The 24,022-nt window shown below is 57.4% G+C and carries 26 protein-coding genes and 1 tRNA gene; 16 read left to right on the top strand and 11 right to left on the bottom strand.

The window, feature by feature from the left end:
- Nucleotides 1–62: 62 nt before the first annotated feature.
- From L1S32_RS05515 to L1S32_RS05465, 11 genes are all read left to right on the top strand, one after another.
- The gene (locus tag L1S32_RS05515; RefSeq protein WP_278156837.1) at nucleotides 63–389 is read left to right on the top strand and encodes a V-type ATPase subunit subunit G family protein; all 327 of its coding nucleotides are present in this window, start codon (nucleotides 63–65) and stop codon (nucleotides 387–389) included.
- Entirely contained in the window at nucleotides 373–2,337 is a 1,965-nt protein-coding gene (locus L1S32_RS05510) for a V-type ATP synthase subunit I (RefSeq protein ID WP_278156835.1), read from the top strand. The genes L1S32_RS05515 and L1S32_RS05510 overlap by 17 nt, the downstream gene beginning before the upstream one ends.
- The gene (locus tag L1S32_RS05505; protein ID WP_278156834.1) at nucleotides 2,337–3,785 is read left to right on the top strand and encodes a V-type ATP synthase subunit K; all 1,449 of its coding nucleotides are present in this window, start codon (nucleotides 2,337–2,339) and stop codon (nucleotides 3,783–3,785) included. The genes L1S32_RS05510 and L1S32_RS05505 overlap by 1 nt, the downstream gene beginning before the upstream one ends.
- The gene (locus tag L1S32_RS05500; RefSeq protein ID WP_278156833.1) at nucleotides 3,786–4,382 is read left to right on the top strand and encodes a V-type ATP synthase subunit E; all 597 of its coding nucleotides are present in this window, start codon (nucleotides 3,786–3,788) and stop codon (nucleotides 4,380–4,382) included.
- Nucleotides 4,375–5,565 carry a V-type ATPase subunit gene (locus L1S32_RS05495; protein ID WP_278156831.1) on the top strand — a complete coding sequence of 397 codons (1,191 nt, stop codon included), beginning with the start codon at nucleotides 4,375–4,377 and terminating at the stop codon, nucleotides 5,563–5,565. Before L1S32_RS05500 ends, L1S32_RS05495 begins: the two co-directional genes overlap by 8 nt.
- Nucleotides 5,562–5,873 (top strand): V-type ATP synthase subunit F, encoded by a 312-nt coding sequence (locus tag L1S32_RS05490; protein ID WP_278156829.1) that lies wholly within the window; start codon nucleotides 5,562–5,564, stop codon nucleotides 5,871–5,873. The genes L1S32_RS05495 and L1S32_RS05490 overlap by 4 nt, the downstream gene beginning before the upstream one ends.
- Nucleotides 5,870–7,633, top strand: a complete 1,764-nt coding sequence (locus tag L1S32_RS05485; protein ID WP_278156827.1) for a V-type ATP synthase subunit A — start codon at nucleotides 5,870–5,872, stop codon at nucleotides 7,631–7,633. Before L1S32_RS05490 ends, L1S32_RS05485 begins: the two co-directional genes overlap by 4 nt.
- The gene (locus L1S32_RS05480) at nucleotides 7,630–9,018 is read left to right on the top strand and encodes a V-type ATP synthase subunit B (RefSeq protein WP_278156825.1); all 1,389 of its coding nucleotides are present in this window, start codon (nucleotides 7,630–7,632) and stop codon (nucleotides 9,016–9,018) included. The genes L1S32_RS05485 and L1S32_RS05480 overlap by 4 nt, the downstream gene beginning before the upstream one ends.
- Nucleotides 9,015–9,665, top strand: coding sequence for a V-type ATP synthase subunit D (locus L1S32_RS05475; RefSeq protein ID WP_278156823.1), 651 nt, complete (start codon nucleotides 9,015–9,017; stop codon nucleotides 9,663–9,665). Before L1S32_RS05480 ends, L1S32_RS05475 begins: the two co-directional genes overlap by 4 nt.
- Nucleotides 9,666–9,827: 162 nt before the next feature.
- On the top strand, nucleotides 9,828–10,145 hold the full coding sequence (locus tag L1S32_RS05470; protein WP_278156821.1) for a hypothetical protein: 318 nt from the start codon (nucleotides 9,828–9,830) through the stop codon (nucleotides 10,143–10,145).
- Nucleotides 10,146–10,250: 105 nt separating this feature from the next.
- A complete protein-coding gene (locus tag L1S32_RS05465; RefSeq protein ID WP_278156819.1) occupies nucleotides 10,251–11,363 on the top strand; it encodes a GTP-binding protein in 1,113 nt (370 codons plus the stop codon).
- On the opposite strand, the gene L1S32_RS05460 is transcribed toward L1S32_RS05465, so the two are convergent.
- On the bottom strand, nucleotides 11,364–12,482 hold the full coding sequence (locus L1S32_RS05460; protein ID WP_278156817.1) for a tRNA (guanine(10)-N(2))-dimethyltransferase: 1,119 nt from the start codon (nucleotides 12,480–12,482) through the stop codon (nucleotides 11,364–11,366).
- Between the two features lie 65 nt (nucleotides 12,483–12,547).
- On the opposite strand from L1S32_RS05460, the gene L1S32_RS05455 reads away from it, so the two are divergent.
- The 3 genes from L1S32_RS05455 (at nucleotide 12,548) to L1S32_RS05445 (ending at nucleotide 13,993) form a co-directional block, all read left to right on the top strand.
- Nucleotides 12,548–12,622: transfer RNA gene (locus tag L1S32_RS05455), tRNA-Arg, on the top strand.
- A gap of 54 nt (nucleotides 12,623–12,676) precedes the next feature.
- The gene (locus tag L1S32_RS05450) at nucleotides 12,677–13,519 is read left to right on the top strand and encodes a geranylgeranylglycerol-phosphate geranylgeranyltransferase (protein ID WP_278156815.1); all 843 of its coding nucleotides are present in this window, start codon (nucleotides 12,677–12,679) and stop codon (nucleotides 13,517–13,519) included.
- Nucleotides 13,520–13,576: 57 nt separating this feature from the next.
- Nucleotides 13,577–13,993, top strand: a complete 417-nt coding sequence (locus L1S32_RS05445; RefSeq protein ID WP_278156813.1) for a polymer-forming cytoskeletal protein — start codon at nucleotides 13,577–13,579, stop codon at nucleotides 13,991–13,993.
- Here the strand turns inward: L1S32_RS05445 and L1S32_RS05440 are convergent.
- Genes L1S32_RS05440 through L1S32_RS05425 form a run of 4 tightly spaced genes read right to left on the bottom strand, consistent with a single transcriptional unit; the run spans nucleotide 13,990 to nucleotide 17,502 of the window.
- Nucleotides 13,990–14,697: a DUF116 domain-containing protein gene (locus L1S32_RS05440; RefSeq protein WP_278156811.1), complete on the bottom strand. Its 708-nt coding sequence runs from the start codon at nucleotides 14,695–14,697 to the stop codon at nucleotides 13,990–13,992. The two genes, L1S32_RS05445 and L1S32_RS05440, sit on opposite strands and share 4 nt — an antisense overlap.
- Nucleotides 14,694–15,731, bottom strand: a complete 1,038-nt coding sequence (mtnA, locus tag L1S32_RS05435; protein WP_278156809.1) for an S-methyl-5-thioribose-1-phosphate isomerase — start codon at nucleotides 15,729–15,731, stop codon at nucleotides 14,694–14,696. The genes L1S32_RS05440 and mtnA overlap by 4 nt, the downstream gene beginning before the upstream one ends.
- A 12-nt stretch (nucleotides 15,732–15,743) precedes the next feature.
- The gene (locus tag L1S32_RS05430) at nucleotides 15,744–17,018 is read right to left on the bottom strand and encodes a CoB--CoM heterodisulfide reductase iron-sulfur subunit A family protein (protein WP_278156807.1); all 1,275 of its coding nucleotides are present in this window, start codon (nucleotides 17,016–17,018) and stop codon (nucleotides 15,744–15,746) included.
- Nucleotides 17,011–17,502, bottom strand: coding sequence for a gamma carbonic anhydrase family protein (locus L1S32_RS05425; RefSeq protein ID WP_278156806.1), 492 nt, complete (start codon nucleotides 17,500–17,502; stop codon nucleotides 17,011–17,013). The genes L1S32_RS05430 and L1S32_RS05425 overlap by 8 nt, the downstream gene beginning before the upstream one ends.
- A 30-nt stretch (nucleotides 17,503–17,532) precedes the next feature.
- Between L1S32_RS05425 and L1S32_RS05420 the strand changes: the two genes are divergently transcribed.
- Nucleotides 17,533–17,991 carry a phosphopantetheine adenylyltransferase gene (locus L1S32_RS05420; RefSeq protein WP_278156803.1) on the top strand — a complete coding sequence of 153 codons (459 nt, stop codon included), beginning with the start codon at nucleotides 17,533–17,535 and terminating at the stop codon, nucleotides 17,989–17,991.
- Here L1S32_RS05420 and pyrI read toward each other — a convergent pair.
- From pyrI to L1S32_RS05390, 6 genes are all read right to left on the bottom strand, one after another.
- On the bottom strand, nucleotides 17,984–18,454 hold the full coding sequence (gene pyrI / locus L1S32_RS05415; RefSeq protein WP_278156801.1) for an aspartate carbamoyltransferase regulatory subunit: 471 nt from the start codon (nucleotides 18,452–18,454) through the stop codon (nucleotides 17,984–17,986). The two genes, L1S32_RS05420 and pyrI, sit on opposite strands and share 8 nt — an antisense overlap.
- 2 nt (nucleotides 18,455–18,456) lie before the next feature.
- Entirely contained in the window at nucleotides 18,457–19,350 is an 894-nt protein-coding gene (gene pyrB, locus L1S32_RS05410; RefSeq protein ID WP_278156799.1) for an aspartate carbamoyltransferase, read from the bottom strand.
- 170 nt (nucleotides 19,351–19,520) lie between these two features.
- A complete protein-coding gene (locus L1S32_RS05405) occupies nucleotides 19,521–20,249 on the bottom strand; it encodes a methyltransferase domain-containing protein (RefSeq protein WP_278156797.1) in 729 nt (242 codons plus the stop codon).
- A complete protein-coding gene (locus L1S32_RS05400; RefSeq protein WP_278156796.1) occupies nucleotides 20,246–20,587 on the bottom strand; it encodes a nascent polypeptide-associated complex protein in 342 nt (113 codons plus the stop codon). The genes L1S32_RS05405 and L1S32_RS05400 overlap by 4 nt, the downstream gene beginning before the upstream one ends.
- Nucleotide 20,588: 1 nt before the next feature.
- Entirely contained in the window at nucleotides 20,589–21,068 is a 480-nt protein-coding gene (locus L1S32_RS05395) for a PUA domain-containing protein (protein WP_278156794.1), read from the bottom strand.
- Nucleotides 21,034–22,419 carry a DHH family phosphoesterase gene (locus tag L1S32_RS05390; protein ID WP_278156793.1) on the bottom strand — a complete coding sequence of 462 codons (1,386 nt, stop codon included), beginning with the start codon at nucleotides 22,417–22,419 and terminating at the stop codon, nucleotides 21,034–21,036. Before L1S32_RS05390 ends, L1S32_RS05395 begins: the two co-directional genes overlap by 35 nt.
- 125 nt (nucleotides 22,420–22,544) lie before the next feature.
- Between L1S32_RS05390 and L1S32_RS05385 the strand changes: the two genes are divergently transcribed.
- Nucleotides 22,545–23,990, top strand: a complete 1,446-nt coding sequence (locus L1S32_RS05385) for an NAD(P)H-hydrate dehydratase (RefSeq protein WP_278156791.1) — start codon at nucleotides 22,545–22,547, stop codon at nucleotides 23,988–23,990.
- The last annotated feature ends 32 nt before the right edge of the window (nucleotides 23,991–24,022 follow it).

Here is a 24,022-nt window from a genome sequence, read left to right as displayed (position 1 = left end):
TCTCCGCAAGGGCGAAATGCTTAATGACTGGCGGGGGATATCATCACACAGGAGAGTTCTGTGTGCCATTCCAGGAAATTATCCGTATCCGGGAGGCAGAAGCGGCGTCACTGGAAGTGATAGCACAGGCACGCGCAGAGGCGGATGGCCGCATAAAGAGAGCCCATGCAGATGCCCGGGCAGCTGTTGCAGATGCACGGCGGGAGGGTGGGGCCGAGGTGGCAGCACTCATCGCTACTGTAGAGGCGGAGGTGTCAGCAGAGGTGGAAAAGATTCGTGCGGCAGCAGAAGAGGAAATTGCATCCATCCGGGAAGGGACCGACGCCAGGCTTGATGAGGCCGTCACCTTCGTCGTCGGGGAGGTGACCGGGCATGCTCAGACCCGCTGAGATGGTGCGTCTCACGGTGGGGGTGCATACTGCCCGCAGGGATGCCATGATCGCTGCCCTGCACGAGGCGGGGGTGGTTGAACTCCTGCCTGTCACGGATGAGGAACGGCTCCATGCACTCGTCACCCCGTGCCGCAGATCATCTGCCGTCCCGGATATTGCTGAGGCCCGGTCCCGTCTGGAACGGGCCGTTGAGACTCTCTCAGGTTTTGTCCCGGAGAAGAATGCGGTTCTGGCGCTCTTTTCCCGCCCACCGGACCACACCATATCATTCCCTGTCACCGATGCCGCGTCCGTCCTTGAAGAATCGACCCGTTTCTCAGAGATAACCGAAAAAATCCTCGCCCTGCATGCCCGTGATGCTGCAATAGCGGAACGCATGGCACGGCTGGATGAGGAAGAGGAGACGCTTCACCTGCTCCTTCCCTTTGGTATCGACCCCGGCCGCCTGGGGGGGACGGGCCTTTTGGAGGTGCGGGCGGGCATCATCCCGTCAGGCGAATGCGCAGATATTGAAATGCACCTGAACGAAGAGATGCCGGAGCTTGCTGCCGCATTTCTCCTGTGCGGGGTGGGAGACCATCCGGCAACCGTTGTATGCATCGCCCATCCGGATGCATCGGCAGATGCAGACCGTGTGCTCCGGGCACTTGCATTCCGGGATTTTACTCCCGAGATGACGGAGGGCACGGCATCAGACGGCATTGCAGCCGTCCGGACGGAACGAACCCGGCTTGAACAGGAGCAAACAGGGATTGAGGCCTCCCTTGAGGTTCTGGCCCGGACTCATTATGCAGCACTTGAGGCGATGGCAGAGGAGCTGGGGGTCATGCGGGAGCGTGAAGATGCCTCTCCGCAGTTTGGGGAGACCGGGTCTCTTATCGTCATGCAGGGGTGGGCCAGAACACGTGACCTGCCCCGGATACGATCGCTCTGTGACCGATCGGCAGACGGCCTCTTCTTCTGCACCACAGAATCCGCTGACGGGGATGTCCCGTCAGCCTTTGCCCATCCCCGCTGGCTGGCGCCGTACGGGTTTCTCACCGCCATGTTTGGCATGCCTGCATATGGCAAAATTGACCCAACGCTCTTTCTCGCTCCGGTTCTCGTCTTTACCTTCGGTCTTATGCTTGGGGATGCCGGGTATGGTATCCTGCTGTTCCTCATCGCTGTCCTGGTCCTCCGCGGGGCAGGGCATGCGCCTGGCACCGTGCACGACCTTGCCGTTGTCCTCTGCGCCTGTGGTGCGGCAGGGACGGTCTTCGGCCTCCTTATGGGGAGCTTCTTCGGCAATCTGCCGGCGTTTTTCGGCATCACGCTGCCGTTTACGATCATTGAACCCCTGAATGATCCTCTCGCCCTGCTCATTCTGGCGCTGGTCATTGGCGTTGTTCATCTCAACCTCGGTCTGGGCATTGCGGCATACGAACATCTCCGGTGCGGTGAACAGAGGGAGCTGTTCTTCTCGGAAGGTATCTGGTTTCTGCTCCAGCCCTCTGCTGCTGTCCTTATCCTCACGTTCTTTGGCTGGGCTGCGTTCTCACCGCTTGTCACCACCATTGCCTGGGCAGGTGCTGCTGCTGGTATCGCCGGTATTCTGTGGGCCAATGGTCCGCTCGGGTTCTTCTCTCTCACCGGTTACCTTGGAGACTGGCTCAGTTATGCACGTATCCTTGCACTGGCTCTTGCCACAGGCGGCATTGCGATGATGATCAACATCCTCTCAGGGATGATTATGGGAATCGGGCCGGTCTTTCTCATCGCAGGGATTCTGTTTGCTGTGATCGGGCATGCGGCAAACCTGATCCTCCAGTGCCTCGGAGGGTTCATTCATGCCCTCCGCCTCCAGTATGTGGAATTTTTCGGCCGGTTCTTTGATGCGGGAGGCAGGGCGTTTTCCCCCTTTGCGGCACAGAGAATACACACCAAACCACCAGAGGGGAAGTAATGGCAGTTGATGCAGGCACCATTCTTGCCGTGACAGGAGCTGGCCTTGCCGTCGGCCTCTCTGCCATCGGGTCGGGCATCGGGGTCGGGATTGCCGGTGCCACCGGTGCCGGGGTTATTGCAGTCCGGCCGGAGAAGTTCGGGAGGGCCCTGGTCTTTCAGGCAGTACCCCAGACGCAGGGCATGTACGGCCTGCTTGTTGCGGTCCTCATCCTGCTTGCAACCGGCATCATCGGCGGCGGGGGCGGGGATGTGCCGCTCCCCATGGGTCTTGCCGCGGTCGGCGCAGGCCTTGCGACCGGTATTGCGGGTTTTTCAGCGATTGGTCAGGGTATTGCGGCATCAGCAGGTATTGCGGCCACCGCCGAGCATGACTCTGCGATGGGCAGAAGCCTGATCTTTGCCGTTATTCCTGAGACTCAGGCCATCTATGGTCTGCTTGTTGCGATTCTTATCATGGCCTTCACCGGCCTTCTGACCGGAGACACTGCGGCCACAGAGGCGACCGGCCTTGCTGCCATCGGATGCGGTCTTGCGGTGGGTATTGCGGGCCTCTCTGCCATCGGACAGGGCATAGCCGCTGCTGCAGGGTCGGCCGCCTCTGCCGAGCATGAGGAGAGTTTTGGAAAGAACCTGGTATTTTCCGTAATACCCGAGACGCAGGCCATCTATGGCCTTCTGGTTGCGATTCTTATTATGGCCTTCACCGGGATGATTGCGGGAGAGCCTACCGGAAGTCTTGCCCTTGGGTTTGCCGCCATCGGGTGCGGGTTTGCCGTTGGCCTTGCAGGCATTTCTGCAATCGGCCAGGGCATTGCCGCTGCGGCGGGCACTGCGACCACCGCCGAGCACGAGGAGACGTTCGGCAAGAACCTGGTCTTTTCGGTGATACCCGAGACGCAGGCGATATACGGCCTCCTCGTTGCCATCCTGATCATGGTCTTCACCGGCATGATCACACGCGATGTCACTGCCACTCTTGCCGCCGGGTTTGCCGCCATCGCCTGCGGTTTTGCCGTCGGGTTTGCAGGAATCTCTGCTATTGGTCAGGGTATTGCGGCATCGGCGGGCATTGCAGCCACTGCAGAGAATGAGGAGATGTTCGGGAAGGCGCTGGTCTTTACCGTCATCCCGGAGACCCAGGCCATCTACGGGCTGCTTGTAGCAATTCTCATTATGGCCTTCACCGGCATGATCACCCGCGATGTCACGGCCACCGCGGCAGCAGGCCTTGCCGCCATCGGTGCCGGTTTTGCCGTCGGTCTTGCCGGTCTCTCTGCCATTGGTCAGGGGATGACGGCCGCCTCAGGCATCGGCGCCACCGCCCAGCGGAGCGATGCAATGGGGGCAAGCCTCGTGTTTGCCGTAATGGCAGAGACCTTTGCGATATTCGGGCTGCTAATTGCCGTGTTAATCATGTTCGGTATTGGGCTCTTCGGAGGTGCGTGAATGGGTGTGGAAGAGATTATTGCACGGATAAATGCAGATGCGGCAGCAGAAGCGGAACGCATTCTGCGTGCGGCGGATGATGAGGTCTCACGCATCCGGCGTGAGGGTGATGCAGCAGCACAGGCAGCATATATCGCCATCTCGGCTGACGGCAGACGTGAAGCAATGGCCCGCCGCAGGAAGCTTCTCGCACGGGCGGAGCTGGCAGCACGGGGCGGGGTGCGGGAGGTACGGGAAGAAGCTATCAGCCGGTGCTTTTCCGGGGCAAAAAAACACCTGTCTCACCTTCCCCACACACCGGCGTATCCTGATGTGCTGCGCCGGCTGATAGCAGAAGGACAGGAGGCCGTCGGTCCCGGGGAGCACCATGTGCTCTTCCGGGAGGAAGATCAGGATGCAGCTGAAAGGGCGCTTGCAGCATTTCCTGAGGTAACCGCTGCCCTGCTTCGCGAGGAAGCCATCGACCGCAGCGGGGGCGGAATTGTGGTGACCTGCCGGAATCACCGGTGCGATCAGCGGTTTTCTGCCAGATTTGAACGTATGCGGGAGCATTTGACCCGGGAAACAGCACGGATACTTTTTGACGGGCATGACTGATCTTTCACTCTCTACTGTATTCTCCGGTCTTCTCTCCGGAGATGACGCAACTGCTCTCCTCGTTGCCGCCCTTGCCATTTCCATTCTCATAGGGCTGATGCTCGCAGTATCAGCCGGATATTTTCGTATTATTCTGAATATTGCGGTATTTGCCAGGCCGGATGCACGGGTGCGGGCCATCGGTAATCCGATGGTGGACCCGGTAACGGTTGCGGCCGTGCTTGAAGCACACACCACCCATGATCTCTTTGACCGCTTCCGGAGTGCCGGCCACAGTCTTCCGTCTGCAGGAGAGATGGATGCCGACACTGCGGAACAGGCTATCCGTGGATATTATTATGATAAGGTGATGAGCCTCAGCGAGAATGTTCCGGACAGTGTGGGGCATTTTTTTGCGTCATACGGGCAGATGCTTGTGACACGGGAAGCTGCATGGATTGTTGCAGGCAGGGCGCGGGATGTTTCTCCCGCAGATCTTGAACGGCAGGTGTCGCCGGCCGGCCCGTTAACTCCGGATCTGGTGCGCAAGGCTGTACATGCCGCAGGGCCTGAGGATGCACTCAGCAGGTTTGCCCAGACTCCCTTCGGTCCGGTGCTCGCCACAGCATATCGTGAGGCAGCGGGCAGCCCTGCCCGTTTCTCCGCGCTGGTGCAGATTGCCGTGATGAAGAATCTCTCACTTGCGGCCCGGAGTGTGGATGTCTCCCTCTCGCCTCCGGTCACCGAGATTGCCGGCCGGATGATTGATATCGCAAACATCCGGGTGCTGGCCCGCGCCCTCTCATTTGGGGCCGGCCGGGAAGAGTCTGATCATCATCTCATTCCTGAAGGAGGATTCGAGATCACCGGTGACCGGTTCGAACATGTGAGGCGGGCCGGATCGCTGCCGGACCTTATGCAGGCACTTGCGGGAACACAGTATGAATCATATCTCTCCCGCCACCCTGAGGCCGTGAGGGATCGTGATATCCCTGTGCTTGAGTCGTCCCTTGACCGGTGCATGCTTGCCATGGTCCGTGCGGTATCAAACCAGTATCATCTGGAGAGCGGGCCGCTGCTCCGCTATATGGTCACCCTCGGATATGAGGCGCAGAATATGCAGGCGATTGCAGGGGGGGTCAGCGCTTCCCTGACGCCGGAGGAGATTGAACGGGTACTTGTGCTGGAGGAGACGGAAGAATGAAAATTATTGCAATCGGTGATCGAATGACCGTTTCTGCCTGCAGGGCAGGGGGAATCCCTGACGTCCATGTCTGCCGTGATGCGGAGGAAGCACGCCATGTTCTCGAAGAGGTGATTGAGCTCCCGGATACGGGCGTGGTATGTGTTCTTGACCGTTATCTCAAAGAAATGCCGCTTACTCCCTCACGGGGAGCATATCCGGTTATTATTGGCATTCCCGGGCCGGATGGTCCGGTCCGGGGTGAGGACAGGGTGAGTGCCGCGGTCCGGAAAGTTGCCGGCAGGCATATGCCGGGGGTGGAGCGGTGACGGGGCGTATCATCCGTATCACCGGTCCGGTGGTGGAAGCGGACGGGATGCGGGGGGCACTCATGTATGAGGTGGTGCATGTGGGGGGAACCGGGCTTATCGGTGAGATCATCGGCCTCTCTGAGGATGTGGCGACCATACAGGTCTATGAGGATACCACCGGCCTTGCCCCGGGCGAATCAGTGGAGCGAACCGGCGCCCCGCTCTCTGTTGAACTGGGTCCCGGCCTTCTGGGTATGGTGTATGACGGCATCCAGCGTCCGCTTGAAGTCGTCCGTGATGAGATGGGTGACTTCATCCTCCGTGGCGCCTCGTTCCCGGCCCTTGACCGGGAGCGCACTTATGTATTCACCCCGGTGGCGGCACCGGGCGCTGCAGCAACACCCGGTACGATTGTCGGGACCGTGCAGGAGGGCAGGTTTACGCATTCCGTTCTTGTCCCGCATGAAACGGAGGGGACCTTTACCCATGTGGCAGGGGCCGGGGAGTATACCGTGACAACCGAGATCGCACGCGTAACCGATGGTGACGGAACAGAGATGCCGGTGACCATGCTCCGGCGCTGGCCGGTGAGGGAGGCACGTCCGGTCGCAGAGAAACAGAAACCCGGTGATCCCTTAATAACCGGCCAGCGTGTCATCGATACCTTCTTCCCCATTGTCAAGGGAGGGACTGCAGCGGTGCCGGGGCCATTCGGGGCAGGAAAGACGGTGGTCCAGCATCAGCTGGCGAAGTGGTCGGATGCTGACCTCATCGTCTATGTGGGCTGCGGGGAGCGGGGCAATGAACTCGCAGACGTACTGCGCCAGTTTCCGGCTCTCACGGATCCGACGAGCGGGGAACCCCTGATGGGGAGGACCGTTCTCATCGGCAACACCTCGAATATGCCGGTCGCTGCACGGGAGGCCTCCGTCTATACCGGGATCACCATCGCCGAGTATTACCGTGATATGGGTTATGATGTGGCCCTCATGGCAGATTCCACCTCACGCTGGGCAGAGGCGATGCGGGAGATATCAGGGCGCCTCGAGGAGATGCCCGGAGAACACGGGTATCCGGCCTATCTCGCTTCGCGACTCGCATGCTTCTATGAACGGGCAGGAAATGTCACCGTTCTTGGTCCGTCCGGCAGGAGAGGTTCTGTATCCGTCATCGGTGCTGTCTCGCCGCCGGGCGGTGACTTCTCTGAGCCGGTGACCCAGAATACGCTCCGGGTTGTCCGGGTATTCTGGGCACTGGATGCAGACCTTGCGCATGAACGTCATTTCCCTGCTGTCAACTGGCTCACATCCTACTCCCTCTATCCGGATGATGTGGAGGGATGGTGGAATGAGCATGCAGGTGACCGGTGGGGAGAGATGCGCAGCAGCATGATGAGCATCCTTCAGAAAGAGAGTGAACTTGAGGAGATTGTCCAGCTGGTCGGGCCGGATGTACTGCCGGAAGATGATAAGCTCTCCCTGCATATTGCTGAGTTTATCCGCGAGTCATTCCTGATACAGTATGCCTTTGACCCGGCAGACACCTTCTGCGCCCCGGAAAAACAGTACCGGATGATGCAGCTGATCACCGATTACGCCCGGTACGGGAGAGAGGCGGTAGCCGGCGGGATGGCGGTCTCCGCGATTGCTGCCCTGCCCGTTGCAGCACGTCTGCTCCGACTCGGTGCTGTTCCGGATGCCGATTTCAGGGAGTATTTTGAGAAGACCGAGCGTGTGATGAAAGAAGCGTTCTTCATTCCCGAAGGAGGGGCGATATGACCTCTCCCGCACGTGAGTACACCTCGGTTGTCCGTGTGGCAGGCCCCCTGATGGCGGTCTCCGGCGTCGGTGATGCGGCATATGGTGAGGTCGTGGAAGTCCGCCTCCCCGGTGGCGGGACCCGGCTGGGGGAAGTGCTGGAGAGCCGCTCCGATGCTGCTATCATTCAGGTATTCGGCGGGACCCGTGACCTTGACACGGATATCACCTCGGTCCGGTTTACCGGCTATCCCCTGCGCATGGTCGTCAGTCCCGAGATCATCGGCCGGGTATTTGACGGGTCAGGCTCCCCGGTTGACGGCGGCAGGCCGGTGATTCCCGGGAAGGTGATGGACATCGCCGGGTCGGCGGTCAATCCGACCGCACGTGCCTATCCGGAGGACTGCATCGAGACCGGTATATCGGCAATTGATGCCATGAATACCCTTGTGCGGGGGCAGAAGCTCCCGATCTTTTCCGGCGCAGGTCTGCCGCATTCCGCCCTTGCCGCCCAGATTGCCCGTCAGGCACGCGTGCTCCGGGACCATGAGGAGTTTGCGATTGTCTTTGGTGCGATGGGAATCACGAATGAGGATGCACAGTTTTTCCTGGATGAATTCGAAGATACCGGTGCGCTGGGGCATGCGGTCCTCTTCATAAACCATGCCGATGACCCCGCAATCGAACGCATCATCACCCCGCGCCTTGCCCTGACCGCCGCAGAATATCTTGCCTTTGACCGCGGAATGCATGTCCTTGTCATCCTCCAGGATATCACGGCCTACTGTGAGGCACTGCGTGAGGTCTCTGCCGCCCGCGACGAGGTTCCTGCACGCCGGGGATATCCCGGATATATGTACACCGACCTTGCCTCCATCTTTGAACGTGCAGGACGGATTCACGGAAGAAAAGGGTCTATTACCCAGTTGCCCATCATCTCCATGCCGGACGATGACATCACCCATCCGGTTCCCGATCTGACAGGGTACATCACTGAGGGGCAGATCGTTCTCTCCCGGGATCTCTATCGCAAGGGTGTCTATCCGCCCATTGATGTGCTCCCCAGTCTGTCCCGCCTGATGGCAGGGGGTATCGGGGAGGGAAAGACCCGGGAGGATCACAGCGCGGTCTCAGATCAGATGTATGCCGCCTATGCGAAGGGGAGGCGTCTGGAGAGTCTGGTGACGGTCATCGGGGATGAGGGGCTCAGCGAGGCGGACCGGCGGTATCTCACATTTGCCGAACGGTTTGAACGCGAATTCATCGGGCAGGGGCGTGCCGGGGGACGGACTATAACAGAGAGCCTAGACGCCGCCTGGGATCTCCTGCGCATCTTCCCGGAGGAAGAGCTCAACCGGATTCCGACAGCCCTGATTGACACCTACCGTGGCGGTGAGCGGCAGTGAGCAGGCACATCATCCGCGGCATCCGGCCCACCCGGATTGAACTCCTCAGGATCAGAAAACGGATCGTGGTCGCGGAGAAGGGTCATGAGCTCCTGCAGGAGAAGCTTGATACGATGGTGCTGGAGTTCTTCCGTCTCCGGGATGACTGGGAAGGACTGCGCAAAGAGACCGAGGATGCCTTCGCTGCTGCATATCCGCCCCTTTTGCGTGCAGGGATGGTCATGGGGCAGCGCGGGCTGGAGGAGGCCATATCTTTTACAGAACCTGCGGGAGATATTGGGATGGGCACTGCCGTCGTGATGGGAACTCCCGTGCCTGCCATCACCCTCCCGGAACCCTTCCGGGATGTCCGGGAACCGGGATATGCACTTGCCGTACCCTCCGCCCATCTGGATGCGGCATACCGGCAGTGTGAGGGGGCAGTGAAGACGGCGCTCGCTCTTGCAGAGCTGGAAGGGTCCCTGGTGCGCCTTGCTGAGCAGATTGCAGTGACGCGGCGGAGGGTCAATGCCCTGGCAAACATCCTTATCCCTTCACTCTATGATACCGCGACCTACATCGACGACTATCTTGAAGAGATGGAGCGGGAAGATATCTTCCGGAGAAAACGGGCAAAGATGTCCCGGTCCGGGGGGTTAAGCCTGTGAACCCTGAAGATTATGGGCGCCTTTTCTTTCTGCTTCAGCTGGCAGGCGCCGGGGTTCTGATAATTGGCGGGATCGTGTTTGTGATGGTGCTGGTATAAATCCGGCTGCTCTGCATCCGCAGAGTGGGCCCCTGTACCCATCCGGGTCTAACCAGTATGCAGTATGGACAGTGCGGGAGCAGCACTCATCCTGGAAGCACGAATCGCAGGGCCGCGTATCGTCGTTGCATTCATGGCCGTACACCGGGCTTCTGATGTCGGATGGTTCAGCCCTGTTGCCGTTGGGAGTGCCCGGGGAAGGCTATCCTCTCTGTCCGGCAGTATCGCATTATCCTTGGCGTATGTGGGATTTTGCTCATCATTTTCTGAGCATATTATCTCTTTAAAACCGTCTCCGGATGGTAAAGCAGGTCTTTTCGGCGTGATGTGGGTTTGTTCCGGTGGCTCCGGTTCCTGCGTGTTTGCCAAACTCAGACGGTGAAATTCCAATCCTTTCTGTGAATAGCACTGATGCCGGGTCTTCTGCAGCAAACCAGCAGATACACTACCAATAAGTAGTGTCCCGCTGATATGTATAGCACCACCAATGGCCTCAATTGAAGACGAAATTAAAGAAATTGAAGACGAAATTCGCAATACCAAATATAACAAGGCGACCTCCGGGCATATCGGCAGGCTCAAGGCAAAGGTTGCCCGTCTCAAGGACGATGCCGTCTCCCGTGCCATGGCCTCTGCCGGCGGTGGTGAAGGATATTCGGTGAAGAAATCCGGTGACGGCACGGTTGTCCTCGTCGGCTTCCCTTCAGTCGGTAAATCCACACTCCTCAATAAACTGACAAATACCGAGAGTGCATCAGCGGCCTATGCGTTCACCACCCTTACGGTTGTGCCCGGTTCCATGGAGCACAAAGGTGCAAACATCCAGATCCTGGATATTCCCGGTCTGATTGCAGGTGCTGCAATGGGCAAGGGGCGTGGCAAGGAAGTGATTGCGGTGGTGAGGAGCGCCGACCTCATCCTGCTTCTGGGTGATGTGTACAATGAAAAGCACATCAATGTCCTCATTAAAGAACTCTATGACGCAGGCATCCGTCTGAACAAAGAGAAACCGGATATCACCATCCTGAAGAAGGGGTATGGAGGTCTCCGGTTCAACACCGTCGGAAATACGGGCCTTGATCTCGAAGATATCCGGCCCATGCTCGCAGAGAACAAGATTGTGAATGCAGATGTCCTTGTCCGCGGCGAGGTGACGCAGGACGATTTCATTGATGCAATGTTCGGCAACCGTGTCTATGTGCCTGCATTCTTTGCCATCAACAAGGTTGACCTGGTCGACAAAGAGACGCTGTCCCAGATCAACAAGGATGTAACCGATCGCTTTGGACGGCCGCCGATCCTTCTCTCAGCAGTCAGCGGATACAATCTTGAAACGCTCAAGGATGAAATATATGACCAGCTCGGGTTCATCCGCATCTACATGAAACCGGTGGGCGGCAAGGCGGATATGGAGGAGCCGCTGATCATCCGTGAGCCGGCGACGGTGGAATCGGTCTGTATGAAACTGCACCGTGACTTCGTCGAAAAATTCCGGTATGCAAAAGTGTGGGGGACCTCAGTGAAGCATGACGCACAGCGTGTCGGTCTGCCGCATGTACTCAATGACGGCGATATTCTGACCGTGGTTACCCGGCCGTAATTACCTTTTCGTAGCTACTGCGCCCCTGAGCACATGCAGGGGTGCATCTGTTTTTATTCCCCGTCCGTCGTAATGGGTCCGTGATGCCTGGTATCCCGCATCCTGGATGGCTGCAATAACGTCGTCTGCAGGTGACGGGGAGATGCGCCAGTGTCTGGCAAGCTGGTGGTAGTTGTAAAAGGCAGGGGTGGGGAGCTCTTCATCAAGGAGCGTGACCAGCCGTGCGAGCACACTCTCTCCCATGCCGTCTGCCTCCAGGTCTGCTGCAATCTGCGAAAGGATCTCCGGGCTGTTGATGGGGCCGGTCCAGAGGGGTCCTATCCGGCTCATCTTTGCACCGCACTCGGGGCATTCCTGCACCGTCGGGAGGAAGGCAGTCTCGGTCATCCGCCATGGACAGGCGGGACACTGGTGGATATAACCGATGTTTCTGAGTGCCTTATCAGCCCTGCCTGCACCTCCGGTCATACGCAGATGGAGGCGGACAAAGTGCTCCCGTGCAAAGCAGAAGAGTGGTTCTATCCCACGGTCGTATTTTGCCGTTTCGCGCAGGACAAATCCCAGAAGCAGGCGCAGGCCCACTTCACTGTGGTATTCGGTATTCATCGGGCGGGCACCATACCTCCGGATGCCTGCCTTCAGGTGTGCCCCGCAGAGGGGCGCGGTGTCTGTTGCCGTGACAAAGAGATAGCGGCGTGCGCTCGTTGCAGCGATATCCACAAAGGGCGCCGGAGTGCCAAACGGATCGAGGTCCACCACATCAAACCGCTGTCTCAGCATCACTGCTCTGCAGTCATCTTCGGTAACCGTGATGTCACTCTCCGGGTACAGGGCAGCATTCTTCCGAATGAGAGCCGTTGCTTCCGGGCTTAGATCATTAATGGTGACCGGGATGCCGCATTCGTGTGCCACCCTCAGTCCGCGGACACCTGAGGCGGCCATCGCGTCAAGGTATGACGATACGTCCAGATGACGGAGAAGATAGTTTGTGCTGTCACGGTTCAGCCGCATCCGGGGATTATAGAATACCGGCGCGCTTCCGGGCGGGAATGAACTGTTCTCGTCCTGTTCGGGTATAAAAAACCGTGTACTCCCTTCCACTACTTCTCTGTCACTCATCGCACCAGAAACGTGGTGGTTCGGTAATCTTATACCTTCTGATGCTGAATATTATAGGCACGTATGGGCTTGTGGCCTAGCCTGGATAAGGCGTTAGCCTCCTAAGTTAATGATCAGGGGTTCAAATCCCCTCAAGCCCGTTCTCTCTTGTTTTTGACAAATTTAATCTGAAATGAACAGCAACATCTCCATACATGAGTATTCGCGGGTATCTGCAGATTTTACGTCCCGTCAATGCACTCGTTGCAGGCATTGCCGTCCTGCTTGGAGTGCTGGTCGCAGGAGGAGAGGTGACTCCCGTCCTGTTCCTGCTTGTTGTGGCGGTATTCTGCATTACCGGTGCGGGGAATGCGGTCAATGACTATTATGACCGGGAGATTGATGCGATAAATCGTCCGGACCGGCCGATTCCCTCCGGCGCTGTCAGTATCCGGGGTGCGGCGGTGTACAGCGCCGTTCTCTTCCTCTTTGGCATCGCCTGTGCGGCATTTGTCCACCCGTTCTGCTTTGGTATTGCCTGTCTCAACTCCCTTCTGCTGGTGGCCTATGCTGCCCGGCTGAAAGGGGTGCCGCTCGCGGGAAACATTGTGGTATCGTATCTGGCAGGGAGCATCTTCCTCTTTGGAGGAGCTGCCGCGGGTACGGACGGACTCCTGCTGAATCTCCCCCTCGCGGGTATTGTTTTTCTTCCGATGACCGCTCGCGAGATCCTCAAGGATGCAGAAGATATCGAAGGCGACCGGGAAGGGGGGGCGCGTACCCTGCCGATGGTGACCGGTGTACTTACCTCATGCCGGATAGCGGCTGTTCTTGCAGCAGGGGCAGTGCTCCTCAGTCTTCTGCCCGTCGTGCCCTGGTGGGGATGGTGGTATCTTGGCATGATTGCTCTTGCTGATCTGGTCATCCTGTATGCGGTTGCATCTGCATTCCGGTGCACAACATCAGCCTGTGTCCGGGAATCCGGCGCGACATCGATGCTTAAAACCGGAATGTTTGCTGCCCTGGGGGTATTACTATTCTGGGCTTTGATCGGATGAGCCCGCGGCAGGAGCAGAGAGTATAATTAATAATCTTTGAAATGGGAGATTTATTCAATGAAAGTTTACCGGCAGGGAGACAGTTTCATTGCACCGACGGGATCCTTCTTTGACGGTAATGTGAAAATTCCCGGCAATTTTATTGTAGCACCTGATACCCACTTCTGGGGGCGCCTTGACGTGGGGGGCACCCTTGAGCTCGGCCCGCGTTCAACCGTGGGGGGGGATATCACCTGTGAGAATGCAATCATCGGAAACCAGGTGCGTATCAAGGGCTCGCTTAATGTCATTGAAAATGTAACCGTCTGCGATGAGGCGCGCATCCGCTCTCTCCACGCAGGGGGGGATATTACTCTCCGCCCGGGCGTGCAGGTGGGTGACGTCTCCTCTGATGAGACAATTTTTGTCTATGGAAAAATAAAATCCGGAAAACTGACCGGAAGAAACGTAAAAGTGGTTGGAAACGGGCCTTAACTGGCCGGTTTATTCTCTTCTGTGCCTAAGAGGGCAACATCATACACGTCAGGCCAGCTGACCAGTGTCTCTACACACCCGTCTTTTATTGTGACAACGCCCATTGCGACAACCCCTGCCTTGTCACACATCTCAATGCCCTCTTTGACTTCCATCAGACATCCGACACCGACGATTGCCTTTGGGTGATACTTCTTAAACATCCGTTTGATGAGGGTTGACCCCGGCGCGATCCAGACACGATAGCCTATCTCTTCGAGACGATCGATATTTTCCCCGACCTCACATCTGCCGCACCGCCTGCAGACAAGCCCTTCGGGGGTAAGGTGCGCCGGACAATCTGCTGCCCGCAGGCACTGGGGGATGAAGATTGCCCGTTCCTGAACCGGGATTGCCTCAAAGGAGGTTGTGGAGAGGGTGTTGTGCAGGCGGATAAAAAATGCGGTCAGCTCCTGGTCTTCAAGCCCGAAAAACCGGCATATCGCCTTGCTCATCCCCTCTGACATCACCAGTCCTGCCTTCAGAAGGCGGGGGGCATAGAAATGGCGGTTATGGATCGAGAGGAGGATGATGACTGCAACAATGAGCGGGATGATGAGCATCATAAGGAGGACGACAAGGGTTACCTCACCAATGAGGTATATCAGCTGATCCCACCACGGGGTGCCGACAACTGTCGTCGGGTCAAGGTATTCTGTGCTCATGTCATTTCTCGGGTGTCTGAGTGTGTGAGTTCGTCATATGGGTGGCGGAGGACGCCGCGGTCGGTGATGATGGCAGTCACAAGGGTGAGAGGTGTTGCGTCAAAGGCGGGGTTTACCGTCCCGACGCCATCCGGCATCAGCTGTCGGCCGCCGCAGGAGGCCAGCTCATCACGGGCACGTTCCTCAATTTCCACATCTGCTTCCCTCCTGCCGGTGTCCAGTGTGGAATAGGGTGCTGCCACATAGAAGGGGATGGAGTGGTGATGCGCACAGATGGCATGCATGTAGGTTCCGATCTTATTGAATACAGCGTCCGGGGTAATCCGGTCAGCACCGACCACGACCGCATCAATCATGCCCCTGCGCATCAGATGTGCTGCTGCCGAGTCGGGGATGGTTTTGACCGGTATGCCGTCTGCATGCAGCTCAAATGCCGTGAGACGGGATCCCTGGTTCAGGGGGCGTGTCTCACAGGAGAGGACGGAGATATTCTTTCCTGCTTCAACAGCAGAGCGGATAACACCCAGCGCAGTGCCCCATTCCACACATGCAAGGGCGCCTGCGTTGCAGTGGGTAAGGACGGTGCAGGTATCGGGCAAGAGGGATGCTCCATATGCCCCGATCCGGTGGCAGAGTGTGATGTCCTCTGCTTCAATTGCCTGCGCCTCCCGTAGTGCAGCATCATATGCAGCTGCGGGTGTATCCTCCCGCAGGGCATTCTGCAGCGCCCGGTCGATGCCCCAGCCCAGATTGACGGCGGTTGGCCGGGTTGCCCGGAGGAATGCCGCATCCGTTTCAATCGCGTTCCGAAACGCTGCCCCGGTTTCTTTATTCTGGTGAGACTGGCAGGAGAGGGCCACACCATATGCGCCGGCAACCCCGAGTGCGGGGGCTCCCCGTACTTCAAGACGTCGTATGCCGTCTGCAAGGCGGGTAACTGACTGCGTCTCCACGGTCACCAGCTCTGCAGGAAGGCGCGTCTGGTCGATATATGAGAGGCACTGCCCCTCTGTGTTCCATGTAATTGTTCGCATTGTGTATTTTTCCTATTCGGAGGCGACTGCATCCAGGAATGCACGCATGGCCGCTGCCTCTCCCTGTGTTACACTGTCAGGTATGTCCTTGGGCGCCACGGCAGCACCGGCGATGTATATTCCCGGACGCACGGTTTTGACGGGTGCGCATTTCATATCTTCCTGTGCGAAAAAGCCGTTTTCGTCCCGTTCAATTCCGAACGCCTCTGCAAGTTCTGCCGCACCGTCTGCCGGCTCGAGGCCTACAGAGAGCACCACCAGTCCCGGCTCCAGTGTCTCCAGTTCTGATGTCTCCGTGTTTTCAACCGGAATCTCCATCCCCGTTTCTGTCCGGATGATCTCGCCCGGGCGGCCTCTCAGGAAGCGGACTCCCAGTTCCTGCGCCCGTACGTAATACTCCTCATATCCCTTCCCGTAGGCACGGATGTCCATATAGCAGATGGTAACCTCTGTGTCCGGGTTCTTCTCCTTGATGAGGATCGCGTTTTTTATGGCATACATGCAGCAGACGCCCGAACAGTACGGACGTTTTGCGGGTATGTCGCGTGAGCCGAAACACTGGATGAAGACGATATGGTCAGGTGCTTTCCCGTCAGAGAGGCGCTTGATCTTGCCGCCGGTGGGGCCGCTTGCATTGATGAGCCGTTCAAACTCAAGGCTGGTAATGACATCAGGGTGGCGGAGATAGCCGAATGCCGTCTTCTTCTCTGCATCAAAAGTCCGGTATCCGGTTGCAATGACCACAGAGGCGACCTCGAGTGTGATCTCCTTCTCCTCTTCTTCCCGGAGGACGGCGTCCTTGCCGCAGATGTCATAGCAGAGGCCGCAGTCGATGCAGTGCACTGCATCACGAATGGTGATGTCAGGGACTATCTGGGGGTGCGGCTTGTATATTGCCTTACGGACGCCCACTCCTGCATCAAATACGTTATAGACCTCCACCGGGCAGATCTCGGTGCAGTCCCCGCAGCCGTTGCAGGTATTCTCATCGACATACCGGGGGTGGCGGACAGCAGTGATGGTAAACCGGCCGACATCTCCGGTGATGCTTTTAACCTCAGTGAGTGTGTGAATGACCACATTGGGATGACGGGCAACGTCCACCATCTTTGGGGAGAGGATACACATGGAACAGTCGTTTGTCGGGAACGTCTTGTCCAGCTGAGCCATATGACCGCCGATGGACGGTTCACGTTCAATCAGGTGTACCCTGATGCCATGGTCTGCAATATCGAGAGCTGCCTGAATGCCTGCAACGCCTCCTCCTATCACTGCCACTTCAGCCATTGTTTGTCTCCCTCCCGAGTTCCACGTAGGACTGGGCATTCTTCACAATATGACTGATCTGCTCCTCTGATGCCTCCCGGATGACCTTGCCCGGCACGCCCATCACCAGGGACCTGGGGGGTATCTCTTTTCCTTCGGTCACAACAGACCCTGCTGCGATGATGCTGTCTTCTCCGACAACCGCGTTGTTCATCACGATGGCGCCCATCCCGACCAGCACCCTGTCCCGTATCGTTGCACCATGGATGATGGCACCATGGCCGACAGACACGTCTCTGCCAATGGAGACCGGACACCCGGTGGTGGTGTGCACAACCGCGTTGTCCTGTATGTTTGAACCACGGTGGATAGTGATCCTGTCTTTATCAGCCCTGATGACTGCCCCATACCAGATGCTGACATCGTCTGCGATGCTGACATCTCCGGTCACGGTTGCATTTCCGGCAATAAATGCAGGTGTCCCGGCAGAAGTATCGCTATTCATAATAGGTACTACGTTTAACCTCACGCTCCAATGAAGATTATGGTAGGGGGCACATTCAGTCCGCTCCACGACGGCCATAAAAAGCTCATTTCCCGTTCTTTTGAGCTTGCCGGGAAGAATGGGCATGTTATTGTCGGTCTTTCCACCGATGCATTCGCCGGCGCGAAGAATCATCCGATTGCGCCGTATGAAGAGCGCAAAGAGCAACTTACTACATTTATCCGGGAGTCCGGGTATTCGGCAACATGGAATGTCATTCCCCTCGAAGATCGGTATGGCGCCACTCTTGACACGGATTTTGATGCCCTCGTTGTCAGTGAGGAGACATTTCCGGTGAGCCTTGAGATAAATCGCCTCAGAAAAGAACGCGGCAGAAAAAAGGTGGATATTCATCAGATCACCTGTGTCCTCGCCGATGACGGGAAATGGATCTCAAGCACCCGGATACACCGGGGCGAAATTGATGACCACGGGCGGATGATCAGATGATGTGGTTTTCGAGATCCGTGGTGATGACCGTGTCGCAGTACAGGCAGTGAAGGCCATCCTCTGTCACTTCAAATGCACTTTGTATCGGTTCATTGGCATTGGTGATGCACCCGGCATTGGTGCACCGTACAATGCCGTAGAGGAGTTTTGGGGTCTCGACACCTTTCTTCTCCACCACAATGTAATCCCGGATGATGTTGATGGTGGCATGAGGCGAGATGAGGGCTATTCTGTCCACCTCTTCTTTTGAGAGTTCCCGGTTGCTCACTTTGACGATGTCTTTTCTGCCTTCCTGTCCGCCTGTCATGGAGGTCACATTCGTCGCAATGGAGAGCTCTTCGTCTGTCTGGCCGGTGATGCCCAGCATCCGCAGGACGGTGAGTGCGGCGCCTGCGCGGATGTGGTCAATCACCGTTCCGTCTTTAATGGGGCTTATCAGAAGGCCCCGCGGTCCTGACTCCATCCTCAGATCACCTCTTCAAGCATTGCCATTCTCACCGGAATTCCGTTTCCTGCCTGTTCAAAGTAGCGTGCACAGGGCAGTGCATCGACACGGGGGTCTATCTCTCCTGCCCGTGGCAGGGGGTGAAGGACAATCATCCCCTCTTTATGCCCCTCCAGTATCTCAGGTGTGATACGGTAACTCTCTGCAACATTGTAGTATGATGCTGCGTCAGGGAATCGTTCCCGCTGAATTCGTGTGGCGTATATCACATCCAGCTCAGGCATGATGTCGGTGATATCTTCATGCTCCTCAACCCTGCACCCGCGTTTGTGCAGTTCAGCCACCAGACTCTCCGGCAGTTCAAGGGTTTGCGGTGCGATGGTGTGGAGCGTGACATCATAATTGGAGAGGGCATAGGCAAGCGAATGGGTGGTTCGGCCGTACCGGAGATCGCCCAGCAGGCCGATATGGATGCCATCGAGAGGCATTGACTGGCGGATGGTATAGAGGTCGAGGAGGGTCTGAGACGGGTGCTGCCCTGCCCCGTCTCCTGCGTTTATCACCGGCACAGATGCAAACTCACTGGCCAGACGGGCGGCCCCCTCCTTCGGATGGCGCAGGACAATCGCATCCACATAACTGCTCACCACACGCACGGTGTCAGCCAGTGTCTCGCCCTTTGATATTGAACTCCCTTCGACACTGTCCACGGTGATGCTCGTCCCTCCAAGCCGTGACACTGCAGATGTAAATGACATCCGTGTTCGCGTACTGGGCTCAAAGAAAAGGAGTGCGACCTGTTTTCCATCAAGTGTCTTTCGTATCTGCGGTGCTGCATCAATTGCACCTGCCCGGGCAAGGAGGGTGTCAATGTCCTCCCTGCTGAAGTCCTTTATTGATATGATATGTTTCATCAGAGGCCCGCCTCCCGTTGTAACGGTAAAAGAAGAATGGAAAATATACGCAGGGAAATGCACCAGGCATCTCTGTCTGCGAGTCCCTTCATAGTCAGTAATGCGTGATTCGGGGTAATAGAAGTATCCTGCAATGTGGCAGTCGGGAAGAAAAAACAGGATGGGGGGAACTATTGCTTCCGGGCAACAGTGATATATCCGCTGTGGCTGACGCGCGTGGACGGGCGGGTGCCCCGCTTTGTTCGTGTCAGTTCACGTCCTATCAGTTCGTGGCAGACGAGATCGGTAAAGATCGGTTCTGCTGTGTCCATCACAATGAACGTCTGCTCCAGAAACGGCGTGTAGGTGGCAAGATAGCCGCCCGGCCTGAGCAGTTCGTGGGCGTGGCGGATATGGGCCTCAGTGATCTGCAGGTCAAGGTGAACGACGTCATAGGCACCTTCTGCATCAAGCATGTCGCCTGCAATGACCTCCACATTATCAAGACCTGCCTCCTCGATATTTTTGCGGCAGACTTTGGCAAACTCCTCACGAATTTCATAGGTTGTGACGGTCTTTGCAATGCCGCCGAAGAAAATTGAGGCGATTCCGCTGCCGGTCCCTGCATCCAGAACATCGTCATTCCTGTTCATGCCGGTGAGTGCACAGACCATGCCGATATCCTTCGGGAGCATCGGTGCGCCGGTGCGGCGGGCATGGGCGAAGAAATCCGTCGGCCGGGGAATCCTGACATAAAACGGGATGCCCAGGTGTGTTTCGATGGTGTCGCCCGGCTCTGCCTCACAGAGGGCATTCAGGTCGATAATGCCCTTGTCGGTGGAAAGGGTTCCCTCTCCGGCACGGACATAATATTCCTTTCCTTCGTGGATGAGAAGGACCCGCTGGCCATCAGGGATCATGAAGAGGTGAGCCTGATGATCGCATCTGCGATCTCGCCGTTTGCTTCCCTGAGTGCAGCGCGTGCTTCATCGGGGGAGACCTGTGCCTGTTCTGCAACAAGCATCACGTCTTCATCCGGAATTGTTACTTCTTTGGGAACAAATACCGGTTCGCTGCCCTGCAGCTGATAGGTCTTTGTGCCCTGCATGATCGTAACGACGACCTCTGCCGGTTCAAAGACGTATTCGCCTTCGGTTGTATAGATGACTACCCGCTCAACACCTTCGATTTCCTCCATCTTCATGCCGAGCTGTTTCATCATCTGCTTCATCTTTTTCGGGTTTATTCCTGGCATCATTTCAGATCAACCTTCCTGACCGTACCTGTACTGCTCCACCATAATTAAATGCCATCATCTCATCACCGGAGAGGAGCGCATTCCCGGTACCGATGAGCTGATCCTCCCCTGTGACAACAAGTACTTCATCTCCCGCCATAATTCCCGGATCAGCCGTGATGATATGTTTTGCCATCGCATTCTTTCCTTTCATAATGAACTCTGCCACCTCTTCTGCGACCGATACCCGGTAGGTGGGCGCGGGCAGATATCGCCAGAGCCGTTCTGCCCCTTCAATGGAAAGCGTAAATCTTCCGTCATGTGCACGGACTGTCGCGATACGAACTCCGTCCAGCATCACATAGCGTATTCGTTTGGTGGTGGACAGTTTGAAAGTGCATTCCTCAGGGAAGAGGGCTTCTCCTGCCCCTTTCCCGAACTGGTAATCAGCGATTGTCCGGACGCGGTTACCTGCGCTGTTCTGCGATAATTCTGTTGACACGTTCTGCAAACCCCTCTTCGGCATTCTGTGGAATATATGCTCCTGCAGCTATCTTATGTCCTCCGCCGCCGCCACCTATTTCTTCGGATGCCGCGATGAGTGCGGCCTGCAGGTCAATGCCCCGCTCCACCATGCGGGTGTTGGTCCGCATGGAGACCTTCACCAGCTCGGGATCGTCATTGAGGTAGCAGAGAATCATAATCGGTTTCTCGTAGTCCAGTTTGGAGAGTGCCATCCCCGCTCCTATCCCGACGATGGTATCCGGGAAACGGTCGCCGACATGGATGTGCTGGATATGGCTGAGGACGGTGGTCCCGGTGTCGAGGATGTACTCCATCATCTCCCGTATGATCCGTTTGTGGTGGCGCAGCATCTGCTCCCCTTCCCGGTATGCCTGTGCACGGTCGCCGGCACAGACTGCACTCCCCACACGTGGGCGGGCCCAGCGGCCGCAGGCATTGAGCATGGTCGCATACTCAGATGCATTCCTGAGCGGCGTCCCTCTCTCCTCATCCGGAAAGATATAGTGTTCTGCAAGGAGGCGGGAGATGTCCTGACCTGTTGCAAGCATCTGCTGTGCGAGGCCGTTTATGATGCCGTTTTTCTCATCCCGGTCAAGGTCCTCCCAGACCCGCTGCCTGCCGCCTGCGGTTTTCTCTTCTATTTCCAGTTTTCTCAGAAATGCCTCAGCTTTCTGCTCATTATTGGAGATGCCCGGAATAAACGGGTCATCGCTGAATGCGAGACAGACTCTGAGCGGGCGGGTGGAAATGCCGTAGCAGTTCAGCTCTTTCTGCACAATTTCAATGGTTCCTGCCCGTTCTCCGTCCGCTGCGATTTCCCGGGCCGGACCTGTCAGGCCGCAGTGCTCCCGGGCCATCATGTCGCCGACATTTCCCACGACGGCGTTTTTGGCGAGCATGCCGAGGTTCGGATGTCCCGGATTCATCTCCTTTGCGATGAGATAGCCGATTCCTGCCGCTGATAGTTGTGTATGGCCATACGGATGGCCGTTTGCCTGAAGATACGGAGTGTCCACGTTTTGTGATATGTGATGGTCAATGATGGCTACATCTTCGGTGCCCATGCCCCGTTCCTCCAGCAGATTCTGCTGTCCTGCCCCGAGGTCGATGAAGACCTTCAGGCTGCTGTCTTCAGGCACATATTTCATGGTCATGGGCTCAAGCTGACGTACGAAGACACTCTGTGCAGGGATCTGTGCATCCGTGCAGGCCTGCATCAGAATAGCTTCGCTGGTGATGCCGTCTGCATCGATATGGGATATCACGGTGACAGCGTCTGCATTCTGTATCTGCCGGGCGACAGCCCGGACATCATCTTCAAACGTCATTTGCTGATGTAGAGGTTGTCATTGCTCTTTGAAGAAGGGTGCCATTATGGTGCCATTATGATGGAACGTTAATGGGGGAGGACGGTGAAAGAGTCTGATAGGATAAATGCAGGTACAGGTGCGGTATGATGAATACTGGGGAGCATGCGGTGGGATTCCGTGAATTTCTGGAAAGCGGCATCATCAGCCCGGAGAGGATGCGGGCTGTTGACGCCAATGCACAGGCGCTGGGTGTGTCTGCTGTTCAGCTGATGGAGAGTGCGGGAAAAGGGCTGGCAGACTATGTGAGGGGCATGTCCCCCGGGCATGTGGTGGTGCTCTGCGGGAGAGGAAACAATGGCGGTGACGGGTTTGTCGCGGCCCGGCATCTCTGCCGCGACTGCATGGTGACGGTTATCTGCCTGTCGCAGGAAATCCGGACCCCGGAGGCGGTTCGGAACTTCCGTGCCCTTTCCCACTGCAGTGTGTCGGTAATCATTGCAGAGAGCCGTGACGCTGTTTTGGGATGCAGGGATATCATCTCTTCAGCGGATCTCGTCATCGACGCCATGCTGGGCACCGGTACCACCGGGAGCCTCAGGGAGCCGTATGCCACCTGTGCCGGTGTCGTGCGGGAGTCCGCCGTCCCGGTCGTGGCTGCAGATATGCCGACTCCGGGCCTTCCTGCCACTGTGGTTTGTTCATTTCACCGTGCAAAGGGTGGGGAGCCTGTTGTTATCGACATCGGTATTCCCGATGAGGCAGAGTGTTTCACCGGCCCGGGCGATCTGCTGATTCTGCCGGCGAAGGGGCAGCGCAGCCACAAGGGTGCAGGGGGGGAGGTGCTTATCATTGGCGGGGGGCCCTATCAGGGGGCGCCCTATCTGGCCGGGATGGCAGCCATCCGTGCCGGTGCGGATATTGTCCGGGTGGCGACCCCGAATATGCTGCCCTGCCCGGATCTCATTGTCGAGCAGACGGGGGGTGCAGTGATCCGGGAAGAGGACACCGATCGTCTTGCCGGTCTCTCAGAGCGTGCAGATGTCACGGTGTGCGGGTGTGGTCTGGGGGTGGAAAGTCATGCAGTCATCACCGACATTGCCGGATACATGGGCCGGGCGGTCTTTGATGCGGATGCACTCCGGCAACCACTCCCGGTTGCAGACAGTACGATATACACGCCCCATGCAGGGGAATTTTTCCGGATGACAGGGTGCCGCCTGCCGGACGACCCTGCCGTACGGGCCCGCGTGGTGCGTGATCATGGCCCTGCCGGGGTCACACTGGTGAAAGGACCTGTTGACATCATCTCGGACACCGCCCGCGTCCGGTTTAACCGCACCGGGACGCCGCATATGACTGTGGGCGGCACAGGGGATGTTCTGGCAGGCATTGTGGGGGCACTCTTCTGCCGTCTTCCTGCGTTTGAGGCAGCAGCACTGGGTGCCTATGTCAACGGGCGCGCCGGGGAATCGCTGGCAGCCCTTGGGGATGGTCTTGCTGCAACCGATCTCCTCCCACAGATACCTCTTGTCATCTCCGGTGAGAAAGACAGGCGTAGTGATAAGTCAGATCATGACGAAGCATTCTGACAGAATATCCCGGCACTACGATGTCCGTGACC

It is taken from the genome of Methanogenium sp. S4BF, from assembly GCF_029633965.1.
Taxonomy (GTDB): domain Archaea; phylum Halobacteriota; class Methanomicrobia; order Methanomicrobiales; family Methanomicrobiaceae; genus Methanogenium.
The sequence above is the reverse complement of the archived record's forward strand: the minus strand, read 5'-3'. Positions and strand labels throughout refer to the sequence as shown.

Bases quoted from the DNA above. Each gene is read 5' to 3' on its own strand.
- L1S32_RS05510 (WP_278156835.1), top strand. From the start codon at position 373: ATGCTCAGACCCGCTGAGATGGTGCGTCTCACGGTGGGGGTGCATACT.
- L1S32_RS05505 (WP_278156834.1), top strand. From the start codon at position 2,337: ATGGCAGTTGATGCAGGCACCATTCTTGCCGTGACAGGAGCTGGCCTT.
- L1S32_RS05500 (WP_278156833.1), top strand. From the start codon at position 3,786: ATGGGTGTGGAAGAGATTATTGCACGGATAAATGCAGATGCGGCAGCA.
- L1S32_RS05495 (WP_278156831.1), top strand. From the start codon at position 4,375: ATGACTGATCTTTCACTCTCTACTGTATTCTCCGGTCTTCTCTCCGGA.
- L1S32_RS05490 (WP_278156829.1), top strand. From the start codon at position 5,562: ATGAAAATTATTGCAATCGGTGATCGAATGACCGTTTCTGCCTGCAGG.
- L1S32_RS05480 (WP_278156825.1), top strand. From the start codon at position 7,630: ATGACCTCTCCCGCACGTGAGTACACCTCGGTTGTCCGTGTGGCAGGC.
- L1S32_RS05470 (WP_278156821.1), top strand. From the start codon at position 9,828: ATGGACAGTGCGGGAGCAGCACTCATCCTGGAAGCACGAATCGCAGGG.
- L1S32_RS05465 (WP_278156819.1), top strand. From the start codon at position 10,251: ATGGCCTCAATTGAAGACGAAATTAAAGAAATTGAAGACGAAATTCGC.
- L1S32_RS05460 (WP_278156817.1), bottom strand. From the start codon at position 12,482: ATGAGTGACAGAGAAGTAGTGGAAGGGAGTACACGGTTTTTTATACCC.
- L1S32_RS05450 (WP_278156815.1), top strand. From the start codon at position 12,677: ATGAGTATTCGCGGGTATCTGCAGATTTTACGTCCCGTCAATGCACTC.
- L1S32_RS05445 (WP_278156813.1), top strand. From the start codon at position 13,577: ATGAAAGTTTACCGGCAGGGAGACAGTTTCATTGCACCGACGGGATCC.
- L1S32_RS05440 (WP_278156811.1), bottom strand. From the start codon at position 14,697: ATGAGCACAGAATACCTTGACCCGACGACAGTTGTCGGCACCCCGTGG.
- mtnA (WP_278156809.1), bottom strand. From the start codon at position 15,731: ATGCGAACAATTACATGGAACACAGAGGGGCAGTGCCTCTCATATATC.
- L1S32_RS05430 (WP_278156807.1), bottom strand. From the start codon at position 17,018: ATGGCTGAAGTGGCAGTGATAGGAGGAGGCGTTGCAGGCATTCAGGCA.
- L1S32_RS05425 (WP_278156806.1), bottom strand. From the start codon at position 17,502: ATGAATAGCGATACTTCTGCCGGGACACCTGCATTTATTGCCGGAAAT.
- L1S32_RS05420 (WP_278156803.1), top strand. From the start codon at position 17,533: ATGAAGATTATGGTAGGGGGCACATTCAGTCCGCTCCACGACGGCCAT.
- pyrI (WP_278156801.1), bottom strand. From the start codon at position 18,454: ATGGAGTCAGGACCGCGGGGCCTTCTGATAAGCCCCATTAAAGACGGA.
- pyrB (WP_278156799.1), bottom strand. From the start codon at position 19,350: ATGAAACATATCATATCAATAAAGGACTTCAGCAGGGAGGACATTGAC.
- L1S32_RS05405 (WP_278156797.1), bottom strand. From the start codon at position 20,249: ATGATCCCTGATGGCCAGCGGGTCCTTCTCATCCACGAAGGAAAGGAA.
- L1S32_RS05400 (WP_278156796.1), bottom strand. From the start codon at position 20,587: ATGATGCCAGGAATAAACCCGAAAAAGATGAAGCAGATGATGAAACAG.
- L1S32_RS05390 (WP_278156793.1), bottom strand. From the start codon at position 22,419: ATGACGTTTGAAGATGATGTCCGGGCTGTCGCCCGGCAGATACAGAAT.
- L1S32_RS05385 (WP_278156791.1), top strand. From the start codon at position 22,545: ATGATGAATACTGGGGAGCATGCGGTGGGATTCCGTGAATTTCTGGAA.